This window comes from Mesorhizobium sp. P2_B11 (assembly GCF_056404855.1).
Genome location: NZ_JBFUDF010000002.1, coordinates 789,136 through 801,613, shown reverse-complemented (window position 1 = coordinate 801,613; position 12,478 = coordinate 789,136). Strand labels below are relative to the sequence as shown.

The window sequence follows — 12,478 nt, the reverse complement described above, 5'->3', positions numbered from 1 at the left end:
CCGGCCTCGGCATCTACTGCGCCGTCCAGCCGCCATCCATCGGCAAGGTCGTGCCGGTGATCTGCCTGGCCGAATCCGAGCACAGGAACAAGGTCAGCGCCGCGAGTTCCTCGACGGTGACGAATTCCTTGGTCGGCTGTGCCGCCAGCAGCACGTCGTGCTTGACCTGCTCCTCGGTCATGCCGCGCGCCTTCATGGTGTCGGGGATCTGCTTTTCGACCAGCGGTGTCCAGACATAGCCGGGCGCGATCGCATTGACGGTGATGCCGTCCTGCGCGACTTCGAGCGCCACCGTCTTGGTCAGGCCGGCGATGCCGTGTTTGGCCGAGACATAAGCCGACTTGAACGGCGAGGCGACCAGCGCATGCGCCGACGCGGTGTTGATGATGCGGCCCCATTTGCGTGCTTTCATGCCCGGCACCACAGCCTTAATCGCGTAGAAGGCGGCCAGCAGATTGATGCGGATGATGGCTTCCCACTTGTCGTCAGGGAAGTCTTCGATCGGCGCGACATGCTGTATCCCGGCATTGTTGACCAGAATGTCGAGGCTGCCGAAGGCAGCTTCAGCCTCGTGCACCATGGCGGTCACTGCCGCGCCGTCCATCATGTTGGCGCTGGAATAGCGGCACTTGACGCCGAAATCCTTCTCGATGCCGGCGCGCTCCTGCTCGATCGCGGCGGCATCGCCGAGCCCGTTGATGGTGACGTTGGCGCCCTCGGCGGCAAAGGCGCGGGCTATGGCCAGGCCGATGCCGCTGGTCGAGCCGGTGACGAGCGCATTCTTCGAAGACAGGGAACCCATGGAGATCTCGCGACTGGTGGGAGGAGCTTTGACGCAGATGGTTTGTGCATCGCAACATAACAATGGCATGACCATATGTCATTGCGATTACAATGTTGTGATCCTTCACACGCGCCTTGCGCTGGCGTCGAAGTGACACGACATGGCACTGTCATGCTGCCGTGCAACATAATCGTACTGCACGTCCGCAAGATCATTCCTGAACCGATGGGTGGGCAATTTGGAAATCGCCGATGTCGTGAAGCGCGCCTATGCGATGCCGCTGACCAACCCGTCCTTCCCGCCCGGCCCGTATCGCTTCTTCGACCGCGAATACGTCATCATCACCTACCGCACGACGCGCGAGGCGCTTGCGGCCGTGGTGCCGGCGCCGCTGGAGATCGACGAGCCGCTGGTCAAATACGAATTCATCCGTATGCCTGATTCCACCGGCTTCGGCGACTACACCGAGACCGGCCAGGTCATTCCGGTGAAGTACAAGGGCCAGCATGGCGGCTACGTCCATTCCATGTATCTCGACGACGATGCGCCGATCGCCGGCGGCCGCGAGCTCTGGGGTTTTCCCAAAAAGCTCGCCAGCCCCAAAATCGTGCATGAGGGCGAAGTTATCGTCGGCACCTTGCATTACGGCAGCGTTCTCTGCGCCACCGGCACAATGGGTTACAAGCATCGCGAGGCCGACCACGATCAGGTGCTGGCCTCGCTCGCCGCGCCAAACTTCCTGATCAAGATCATCCCGCATGTCGACGGAACCCCGCGCATCTGCGAGCTGGTGCGCTATTACCTCACCGACATCACGCTGAAGGAAGCCTGGACGGCGCCAGCCGCGCTCGATCTTCGCCCGCACGTCATGGCCGACGTGGCGAAACTGCCAGTGCTAGACATCGTCTCGGCCGTTCACTTCAAAGCCGATCTGACACTTGGCCTCGGCGAAGTCGTGCATGATTACCTCGCCGACCAGTCTGCTGCCGGCGCGACCAGACTGGAGAAAGTCAGTGCTTGAGCGTAACCGCAGCAAGGCAGCTGCCGCCACGATCGCGGAGATCACCGCGCAATACGATCGCATCGCTCTGGTGTTCCAGGGCGGCGGCGCGCTCGGCGCCTATCAGGCCGGCGTCTATCAGGCGCTGGCCGATGCCGGCTGCGAGCCGACCTGGCTGTCCGGCGTCTCGATCGGCGCCATCAATGCCGCCATCATTGCCGGCAACGAACCAAGCCGCCGGCTGCAGCGGCTGGAGCAGTTCTGGCAGACGGTCTCGGGCCGCAAGATCTGGCCCTATACGCCCGAAGGCGACATCTACCGCGACATCCGCAACCAGACCTCGTCATTCATGACCATGGCGATGGGCCAGCCCGGCTTCTTCAAGCCGCGCTCGCCCAATCCCTGGCTCCAGCTGTCGGGCGCCGAAGGCGCTACCTCCTTCTATGACACCGCCGAGCTCAAGGACACGCTGGAAAGCCTGATCGATTTCGACGTGCTGAATGACGGCAAGAAGCGGCTGAGCGTCGGCGCGGTCAATGTCCGCACCGGCAATTTCGTCTATTTCGACACCGACAAGGTGCGCATCGAGCCGGAGCACATCATGGCCAGCGGCGCGCTGCCGCCGGCGTTCCCGTCGATCCGCATCGAGGGTGAATATTACTGGGACGGCGGCATCGTTTCCAACACGCCGCTGCAATATCTGCTCGACCAGGAGGAGGACCGCTCCTCGCTGGTGTTCCAGGTCGACCTGTTCAGTGCCCGCGGCGTGCTGCCGCGCGGCATGGCCGACGTGCTGTCGCGCCACAAGGACATCATGTATTCAAGCCGCACGCGCCAGAACACCGACAATTTCGAGCGCATCCATGCGCTGAAGATGAAGCTGCTCGATGCGCTGAAGCGCGTGCCGCCCGAGCAGCTGAAGGACGGCGAGAAGGAATTGATCGCCGACTATTCGGATGCCGGCGTGGTCAACATCGTTCACCTGATCTATCAGCACAAAGGCTACGAAGGCCACGCCAAGGACTATGAGTTCTCCGGCACCTCGATGCGCGAGCACTGGGAGATGGGGCAGGAGGACACGGAACGCACGCTGCGCCACAAGAAGTGGCTGATGCTGCCGACCAATGCCGACGGCGTCACCATCCACGATTTGCACCGCGAGGATCCGACTTAAGGTCGAGCCTGTCAGCCCGGTATCGAGCCCTTTGGCGTCGAGTTCCGTCACCCCCTCTGTCCTGCCGGACATCTCCCCCTCAAGGGGGAGATTGGCTGGCGCGATCGCTTTCGCCAATCGCCAATGTTGCAGGGAAAGCGCCTTCGAACGAACCGCTGATCTCCCCCTTGAGGGGATCGAGGAGTGGTCCGCGTAGCGGACGGGAAGCCAATTGCTTGGCTTTCCGAGCGACGAAAGCCGGCAGGCCAGAGGGGGGTGCTGTCCCGCCGACATTTCCCAATGAGCAACAAAAAAGGCAGCGCCGGTCGCCCGGCGCTGCCTTTTGTTTGAGAACTCCTGCTCCGCTCAGAACACCTGGCGGAAGATGATGAACAGCACGAAGGCGAGCGTGATCGAGCACGGCAGCGTCAGCACCCAGGCAAGCAACAGGTTGCGGACCGTCGACCATTGCAGGCCCGACCCGTTGGCCGCCATGGTGCCGGCAACGCCCGAGGACAGCACATGCGTGGTCGACACCGGCAGACCGAAACGGTCGGCCATGCCGATGGTGATCATGGCAACGAGTTCGGCGGCGGCACCCTGGCCATAGGTCAGGTGGCTCTTGCCGATCTTCTCGCCGACCGTGACGACGATGCGCTTCCAGCCGACCATGGTACCGAGGCCGAGCGCCAGCGCGACCGCGATCTTGACCCAGAGCGGGATGAACTTCGTCGCGTTGTCGACGGCCTTGTGATAGTCGGTCACCGCCTTGAGATCGGCCTCCTGCATCGGCAGCAGCTTCTTCTTGTCGATCAGCTTCAGCGCCTCGCCGATCAGATAGATGTCGTTGCGCGCGTTGCTGACCAGGTCCGTCGGCACATTGTCGACCGAGGCGTAGGGCTGCAGCGAAGTCGTGGTGTTGTGGATGTAGGTCTGCAGCGCAACGGTCGTCTGGTCGCTCCAGCTCCGGGTGCGCACCGCGTCCTGGACGGCCGCCTTGGCATCGGTGACGGTGACGCCCGGCTTGGCGTATTTGCCGAGCGCCGTCTCGACGCTGACCGAGGCCGCCTTGTAGGCCTCGAGATAGTTGATGTCGGGCGTGCGGTTGAGCGCATAGGCTGTCGGCACGACGCCGATCAGGATCAGCATGATCAGGCCCATGCCTTTCTGGCCGTCATTGGAACCGTGCGCGAAGCTGACGCCGGTGCAGGTGAAGATCAGCAGGCCGCGGATCCACCATGGCGGCGGCGTGTTGCCCTTCGGCGCCTCATAGAGAGCAGGATTACGGACCAGCAGCTTCATCGCATACAGCAGGGCGAAGGCGGCGAAGAAGCCGACGATCGGCGACACCAGAAGCGTGATGCCGACATTGGTCGCCTGACCCCAGTCGACGCCGCTGGTGGCGCTGCCGGCCGGCGCCATGAACTGGTTGGCGAGGCCGACGCCGATGATCGAGCCGACCATCGTGTGCGAGCTGGACGCCGGCAGGCCGAGGAACCAGGTGCCGAGGTTCCACAGGATCGCCGCCACGAGCAGCGCGAACACCATGGCGAAACCCGAGGAAGAACCGACCTGAAGGATGAGCTCGACCGGCAGCAGCGACAAGATGCCGAACGCCACCGCACCGCTCGAGGTCAAAACGCCGAAGAAGTTGAAGACACCCGACCACATGACGGCAAATTCGGCCGGCATGGAGCGCGTGTAGATGACGGTTGCCACCGCATTGGCGGTGTCGTGGAAGCCGTTGACGAACTCGAAGCCCAACGCAATCAGCAGGGCAATGCCGAGCAGGATCCACGGCACGGTCTTGGCCACCGCCAGATCCTGGCTGAGCGCGTAGCCGACATAGATGACACCGACGAGCACCAGCACGCCGAAGGCCGGCAGGAACCACTTCGCGCCGCCCGATTGATTGAGCGGATGGTCCGGTCTCGGAATCCCCGCTTCGCTAGAAACAACGTCCACCATCGTCCCACTCCGTTTTGCACTGCAGCAAAGAACTCGGAATGACGCTATGGCTGGTCGATGAAGCTGATGTGACGGCTATGGTCTTTTTGATCGCGCAAGGAGCGCTGCAGCCTTTGCTTCGGCGCGCGATGCGGATCACGTTTCTTTGCCGGCGCAAAAGCAATGCCAGGAAAAATGCGAAGCGCTTTCCCTTAGGAATTGCGAAAAAACAAAAAGAGATAGAGCGTTTCGCCGTTTCAGTGAAACGGTGAAACGCTCTAGAGACGAGTGAGGAGAAGATCGCCGATCCGGTTCATCAGCCCAGAGGCGGATGAACCGGATTGCGGATCTAGTGGAACGCTATGTCATCGTCAGCGTCGGCATGCGTTTCGAACCGGCCTGTCTCGGCATCGAAGAGCAGCACGTCCAGATCGACGTAAGGTGTCTCCTCCGAAACCTTGACCGCGACCTTGTCGACGCCGCCGATGAGGTCGGACCAGTTGGTCCAGGCAAGGGTCGTGCCCTTGATGGCGATGTCGCCATTGCGGATGCCCGATATCAATTCGGCGGGTCCGGCAGCACTTTTCTTCGCCTGCGGAGCGGTGGCGGCAAACGCCATGAACAGCCCGGCATCGCCTGCGTCCGGCGCCAGCGCCATCCGCATGAACGGCACAACATCTCCGCCGGGCAAGGTCGTCTGGTCGAAGCCCTTGATGAAGTTCAGATCCGTCGTGGGCCGGAGCAGCGCCTGCGCGACGGTATTGATCACTTTGGGCGTTGCACTGATGCCCGCGGCCAGTGCTGGCGCGGCGCCGACCCTGACCGAAGCCAGTCCGGTCGGATCGAGCGTTGCCGCGGCGGTCCTGGCGTTTGCGCCAAGCAGCGTCATCAGCGGGCTGACCCAGGAGCTGCCCAACACCAGGCTGGAAGACCCTGCATCCAGCGACTGGCGAACCACATCCGTGCCGCCGCCGGCCTGGACCGTGTCGCGCGTCCGGTCGAAGGCATAGATGTTGGTGCCGGTGCCGCCATTGACGATATCGAAGCCATTGCCACCGGAGAGCTGATCGTTGCCGTTGCCGCCCAGAATGTAGTCGGCGCCGAGCAGGCCATAGAGGATATCGTCGCCGTCATTGCCGATCAGCCAGTCAGCATCGACCAGGAACGACGAGCGCACGTTCACATCCGACGTGACGACGCCATGCAGCGGGCCGTACGCTCCGTAGTTGTAGACGTAGCGCAGCGTCGCGGTCAGCGTTGCGGCAGTCTCGCCGACGGGCAGCACCCGCATGCTCTGGATCATGCCGGCGCCGGTGGTGTTGGTGATGATCGGGATGACGGCCGCCATGTCGCCGAACACCAGGTCATTGCCGATGCCGCCATCTGCGTAGTCGCTGTTGAGAACGATATAATCGGCGGCGGGTCGCTGTGCCTGGCGCTTGTCCTGGGTGTCGAGCAGCCACGAGCTGACCGAACCGTTTTTCGACCAGTCGGCGGCGTTCGATGCGGCGAGCGTCGATTGCACGCCCCAGGCCTCGGCACGCGCCTGCGCCGCGCTGATGGTGCCGAGATAGAGCCGGTCGATGGTCTTGAAGAAGGAGTTCTGCAGCCCGTCGGCTATGGACTTGGTGGTCGCGGTCGTGCTGGCGATCGTCAGCATCGGCTGCTCGATCAGCCCGACATCGCCGATCAGCACGTCATTGCCTTCGTCGCCGTAAAGCTGGTCGTTGCCGACAGAGAGCGAGTAACCCAGACCGTTGCCGAACAGCCAGTTGCCAACCTTGTTGGCATTGGCGTTGATGGCGTGATCGCGGCTTATGTGGCCCGTCAGTGCCGCTGTGCGCGCGTTGTCCTGCGCGGCGAGCGCGGCATTGACGGCCGCGAGTTCGGCGGTGGAGATGCCGGCAAGCGTGGCGGAGTTCGCTGCGCTCACCACCGGCAACACGACAACGCCATGGTCGCCGACGACAAAGTCGTTGCCGAGGCCGCCACGGATATAGTCGTTGCCGATGTTCAGCCGATGCGTGGCAGGCCGCAACACGGACTGGCCGGCTACGAAGGTAGCGTTCGTCGTGCCAGTCTTGACGCCGTAGTCGGCGATGACCTGTTCGCCCGCCGCATGCGCGGTATACGACGTGTCGGCAACGATGGTCTGGAAGTCCATCAGCCAGTTGTGCAGGCTGAGCGCGCCTGCGGTAAGGTTGGCGCCGACCACGGTCAGCGCCGTCGCAGGAACCACGATGGTCCCGGTGTCGCCGAAGATGGTATCGTCGCCGTCGCCGCCAACGATCCAATCGGCGCCTACCGTCACGCTGACAACTGGCGCATTCGGCGCTGTATCCAGCGCATCCTTGGCAAATCCCAGCGACGACAGGTCGCGCAGCAGGTCGCTCAACGAGACCGAGAGGCCGGCAACCTCCTTGTCGATGACCGCCAGACCGGTTTCGGGGATGCTGGTGATATGTCCGTCGTCGCCGAAGATGCTGTCATTGCCGGAACCGCCGTCGATGCCGTCATTGCCATAGGCAAGGTCCTTCAGCCGCGTCACGTCGGCCAGCACCGAGGCAAATACCTGGAAGTGGTTGCCGTTGCCGCGCAGCATCGTGTTCTTCGCCGAGAACTCACCGAGGAATCCGGCTGCGCCGGGCATGATCTCGATCTGCGGCAACGCATTGGTCAGTTCCGAAGGCAGCAGATTGACGCCGGGCACCACCACCAGTCCGTCGATGGGAACCGTGACGTTAACGGTGGGATCGGTCACCGCGATGATCCGGAAAGCGTTTACGATCTTGGGCAGATCGGTCTGGAAGCCGCTGCCGTTGGAGGCGCGGTCACCGAAGATGGTGTCGTTGCCGGCGCCGCCGAGCAGCGTATCGTCGCCGCGCTGGCCGAACATCACGTCGTCGCCGTCGCCGCCATCGATAAAGTCGTTGTAGGCGGCTTCAAGATCGATGCCGAGGGCCTTCGTATTCCACGCCGGACCGTTGATGACCGGGACGTTGTTGGGATCGTACACGCCTGCGAGCAGCAGCATGTCGGGATCCAGCAACTGGGATGCGAGCTGCGTGCGCGGCACGCCCGTGTTGGAATAGAGGGTGACCATGCTGACGATGGTTGCCACTTCTTCCAGCACCACGTCGCGATGCCATCTGCCATCGCTGTTGAGCAGAGCCGAACCGTCGGCATTGAACGCCCGCAGGATCTGGCCCTCGTCGCCGAGCAGATAGTCGAACCCTGCGCCGCCTTCGATGTGGTCGGCACCCAATCCGCCGACAATCTCGTCGATGCCATTGTCGCCGTACAGCCGGTCGTCGCCGCGCTGGCCGAAGATGCGGTCATCGTCGTCGCCGCCATGGACCTCGTCCTTGCCGCCGACACCATCTATGAGATCGAAACGGATCACGTCGCGCATCAGCGATGGCGCTTTGCCCGGAACCGCCGGATTGAGCTGCCAGATCGTGCTCCGCCAGTCGGTGCCGCCCACGACCTTGCGCGCGATCAGGCCATTGTCGCCGAGCACGACGTCTTCGCCGGTCCCGCCTTCGATGTAGTCGTCGCCATCGGCGCCGCCGACCACATTGTGACCGCCGGTGATGTCGTCATCGCCGTCGCCGCCGAACAGGCGGTCATTGCCTTGCTGGCCATCGATGATGTCGTTGCCGGCATCGCCGTAGATCTTGTCGTTGTCGGCGCCGTCGGCATCGGTGGTGTAGATCGAGATGACGCGCTGGTTGTTTGGCAGCGCCCGGTCGAACAGGGCATGGTCGCCGAACAGGCGATCGTTGCCTGCGCCGGCATGGATCTCGTCTGCGCCGGTGCCACCGGCGACGACGTCGTTGCTGCCGCCGGAATTGATGAGGTCGTTGCCGCCGTCGAGCGGGCTGATCGTGAAGCCGCGTTGCAGATAGCCGAAGAGGAATTCGAACCGCGCATTGTCGCCGAAGATGATATCGGAGCCATTACCGGTGGTGATGATATCGCCAAAGGCGCCGCCGGCGACGATATTGTCGCCGTCACCTGTGGTGATCGTGTCGACGCCGCCCTTTGCAGTGTCGATGGAATAGGCCAGCGTCGGCAGGCCGTTAGCGAATTCGCCATGGCCGCTGTCGCCAAACACCACGCTGTTGCCGGTGCCGATCGTCACCTTGTCGCCGGCGCCGCCGCCGAACACGACATGGCTGCCATTGCCGGCCTGGATGTCGTCAATGCCGTCATAGTCTGTCCACTCGCTGCGCACCTTGGTCATCTTGCCGTCGACGTAAAGCGCAATGCCGTTGTCGCCCAGGATGACGTCGTTGCCGCCGCCGGCTGTGATCTTGTCGGCGAACGAGCCGCCCATCAGCACGTGGTTGCCGCTGGCGATGGTGATGGTGTCGTTGCCGCCATAGGCAATGTCGGTCGTCTCGACCGAGACGCGCAGGCCGGTGGCGCCGAAGATCGCCAGCCCGTTGTCGCCGAGGATGACGCTGTCGCCGTCGCCGGCAGTGATGTCGTCATCGCCATTGCCGCCGAACACGACGTTGCGGCCCGATCCGGCCTTGATCGTATCCTTGTAGCCGATGATCACCGGCACGCCGTTCAGCGTCGGTGCGAAATCGGCGAATGTGCTCTCGATCCGGCGCAGGATGTTGTTTTCGAACGTTGCCTTGCCATTGTCGCCGAGGATGACGTCGTCGCCGCCTTGCGAGGTCACCTTGTCGTTGCCCGAGCCGGCAATGACGATGTTGTCGCCGGCGCCCGTCTCGATGACATCGTCGCCGTAATAGATCGGGTCCGTGCTTTCGATGCTGGTGACGTTGCCAAAGGCGTCGAACAGGATCACGCCATTGTCGCCGAGCACGACGTCGCCGATGTCGAGCACGCTGCCGCCAAGCACCTTGATCGAGTCGGCGGCCGAACCGCCGACCAGTATGTTGCGGCCGCCGGCGCTGGTGATCTGGTCGGCGCCGCCGAACTCCGGCGACGTGGTCTTGATGATCGTCGGCAGGCCATTTGCAAATTCGGCGCTGCCATTGTCGCCGATAACCAGGTCCTGGCCGCCGGTGCTCTTGATGATGTCGGCGCCAAAGCCGCCGAAGACGATGTTGGGCCCTTTGCCGGCGTCGATCTGGTCGTCGCCGCCGACCGACGGGTTCGATGTCTCGACCTTGATGACCGCGCGGTCGAGCATCATGTCGAGTGTGCCGGGCACCAGCACCAGCGTCGAACCATTGACCGTCGCCACCTGGGTGATGGTGCCGTGATCGCCGATGATGACGTCACCGGTGTCGCCGCCAGTGATGATGTCGGCGCCGGCGGTTTCGGTGATCCCTTGAGCGTTCTTGCCGTCATGGTCGATGATGACGGTACGGTTGCGATAGTCGACGTCGAACGACGAGTCGCCGATGATCCAGTTCTTGCCGGTGATGCCGCCGAAGATGTGATCGGCATCGGCGCCGCCGGCGATGAAGTTGGTGCCGTGGCCGCCGGTCAGCGTGTCCGTGCCGGCGCCACCGTCGATGACCACGACGCCATGGGCGCCCGAGGCATCGATGATGTCGTTGCCGGTGTTGAGGAACGAATAGGCGGTGCCGTTCGGCGTGCCCGGCGTCGAGGAGTAGCGCAGGCCGTTGGCGGACGTGTCGCCGAACAGGACGACCGGTCCGGTGCTGTTGTGGACAGTCAGCGTATCGCTGCCGCCGCCGCCATGCACGACCGTCAGCGTCTGGTCCTTGGTGCTCTCAATGGTGAAGTTGTCGTTGGCGACGCCAAGCAGGACTTCGACCACTTGCAGATTGGTGTAGGTGATGCCGCGCGCAACATCGACCGGCGGATTGCCGTCATTGTAGTCGACCGACAGCGGGTTGGATGGCATGCCGAGGCCCGAAATATGGGTGTCGGTCAAAACGCCCGTCAGCGGCGCCTGTGCGGTGTCGCTGAACACGACCAGCTGGTCGACATCGGTGCCGTCATCGACCTCGATTTGCCGGACAACTTGCGGGTTGAATTCGTCCGGCAGTGCCACTGAAGGCGTGAGCGAACGGTCTTCCGGTCCGACGCCGCCCTCGACGAACAACGGCCCGCCGATGCGCGTCAGGTCATGCGGCTGCTGCGAGAACACGCGGATGCCTTCGGGCGGCGCCTGCACGGTGCCGTCGAAGACGAGATTGACGGTGACCGGCTGGTCCCAGTTGGTGCCGTCGAAGACGACGAAGTAGCCGGTGGCGTCCTGCTGCACACCGGGTGAGGCGCCGAGATCGACGCTGGCCTGGCCGTCAATGGTGATGTGGACCGTCACCGGCGCAGTCGGCTGTGTCGACAGCACGATCTGGTAGCTGTCGGTTTCGCCGGCCTGCGATACCGTGGTGTTGCCATTGGTCTCGATGATCCGGACAGCGGCGGTGTCGGAATCGACCACCTCGACGCTGACCTTCTGGCTGTCGACATCGGCATAGACGCCATCCGCCTTGTCGGAGGTGACGGTGTTGCTGATGGTAGCGACGATGCGGTTTTCGGGCGTGCCGTCGCTCGGAGAGGAGACGAGCACGGTTTGTGCGTCGTCCCAGGCAAAGATGCCGTTCGGGATATCTGCGACCAGCCCGAACTTGATCGTCGTGCGCGACAGGTTGACCTGGTTGCTGCTGGAGGCGAGCGTCACGGTGACGATCTCGCCGGCGGCCGGCGCCTTGCTCAGCACAACTGTGTAATCGTCGGTGGCGCCACCTTCGAACACGCTGGTCGAGCCGCCGCTTTCGGTGATGATGGCGTCCGGCTTGTCATCGTCGATGATGGTGACCAGCACGTTCGGGATCTCGTAATTATCGAGCGGCTGGGTGACGCCGTTGCTGTCGACATTGATGACCGAATGGCTGATGGCGACGACCGTCTTGCCTTCCTCGGCGCTGTCGGAGATCGCCTTGACGTAGATGCGTTGTCCAGCAGCCCAGTTGACGTCGTCGAAGGCGACGGTGACGGCTTCGGCGAAGTTGATGCCGTCCAGCGAAACCAGGATGGTCTGGCCCTGCTTGGCGCGCTGCTGGGCCGAAGCCTGCGCGGCCGAGACAGTGACATAGGCGATGGTGCCGGCAACCGGCGCCATCGGCAGCGTCAGCGTGTAGCTGTCCACCGATGTCGCATCGTCTTCCTTCACCTGCAGGCCGTCGTCGATATCGACCGCAACGGCGGTGCTGCCCTTGGTGGTCAGATCGATGCCGGGCGTGAACAGGCCGTTGAAGCGCGGGTCGGCGCTGCTTACCGTATGGGTGATCGTGCCGCTGTCGCCATTGGCGTCGTCCGACACCACGGTCTGCGTCACATCGCCCGCGACATTGAACGTGTCGCTGCCAAGGCCGCCGATCAGCGTGGTGACGATATCGTCGGCGGTCGACAGCACATAGAACGTGTCGTCGCCTTCGAGGCCGTCGACGTCCATCGCCTCGGCATTGCTGATCTTGATCGTCAGCCCGGCGCCGTAGACGCCGTCCTTGGTGATGACGAAGGTGTCATCAAGTTCAGTGCCCAGCACCACGACCCGGTCGAAGCCGGCGCCGCCGTCGATGTTGACCGGTGCGTTGACATTGTACTGGATGACGTCGTCGCCATTGCCGCCATTGAC

Annotated in this window: 6 protein-coding genes (1 of these 6 cut by a window edge); 3 read left to right on the top strand and 3 right to left on the bottom strand. The window is 63.2% G+C overall.

The window, feature by feature from the left end; translation table 11 throughout:
- Window positions 1–13 precede the first annotated feature (13 nt).
- On the bottom strand, window positions 14–802 hold the full coding sequence (locus tag AC1DYJ_RS08135) for a 3-hydroxybutyrate dehydrogenase (protein ID WP_477283587.1): 789 nt from the start codon (window positions 800–802) through the stop codon (window positions 14–16).
- Between the two features lie 220 nt (window positions 803–1,022).
- Between AC1DYJ_RS08135 and AC1DYJ_RS08130 the strand changes: the two genes are divergently transcribed.
- Both AC1DYJ_RS08130 and AC1DYJ_RS08125 read left to right on the top strand, forming a co-directional pair.
- Complete coding sequence (locus AC1DYJ_RS08130) at window positions 1,023–1,805, top strand: acetoacetate decarboxylase (protein WP_477283953.1); 783 nt, start codon at window positions 1,023–1,025, stop codon at window positions 1,803–1,805.
- Window positions 1,798–2,958 (top strand): patatin-like phospholipase family protein, encoded by a 1,161-nt coding sequence (locus AC1DYJ_RS08125; RefSeq protein ID WP_477283589.1) that lies wholly within the window; start codon window positions 1,798–1,800, stop codon window positions 2,956–2,958. Before AC1DYJ_RS08130 ends, AC1DYJ_RS08125 begins: the two co-directional genes overlap by 8 nt.
- 345 nt (window positions 2,959–3,303) lie before the next feature.
- Here AC1DYJ_RS08125 and AC1DYJ_RS08120 read toward each other — a convergent pair whose 3' ends face one another.
- Window positions 3,304–4,905, bottom strand: coding sequence for an inorganic phosphate transporter (locus AC1DYJ_RS08120; RefSeq protein ID WP_477283591.1), 1,602 nt, complete (start codon window positions 4,903–4,905; stop codon window positions 3,304–3,306).
- A 38-nt stretch (window positions 4,906–4,943) separates the two neighbouring features.
- On the opposite strand from AC1DYJ_RS08120, the gene AC1DYJ_RS08115 reads away from it, so the two are divergent.
- A complete protein-coding gene (locus AC1DYJ_RS08115; RefSeq protein ID WP_477283593.1) occupies window positions 4,944–5,156 on the top strand; it encodes a hypothetical protein in 213 nt (70 codons plus the stop codon).
- A 77-nt stretch (window positions 5,157–5,233) separates the two neighbouring features.
- Here AC1DYJ_RS08115 and AC1DYJ_RS08110 read toward each other — a convergent pair whose 3' ends face one another.
- Window positions 5,234–12,478 carry the end of an LEPR-XLL domain-containing protein gene (locus AC1DYJ_RS08110; RefSeq protein WP_477283595.1) on the bottom strand. Its footprint extends 22,962 nt past the window's final position, so 7,245 of the gene's 30,207 nt are visible here — the last part of the coding sequence; its start codon lies beyond the right edge, outside the window — the gene reads right to left on this strand; its stop codon occupies window positions 5,234–5,236.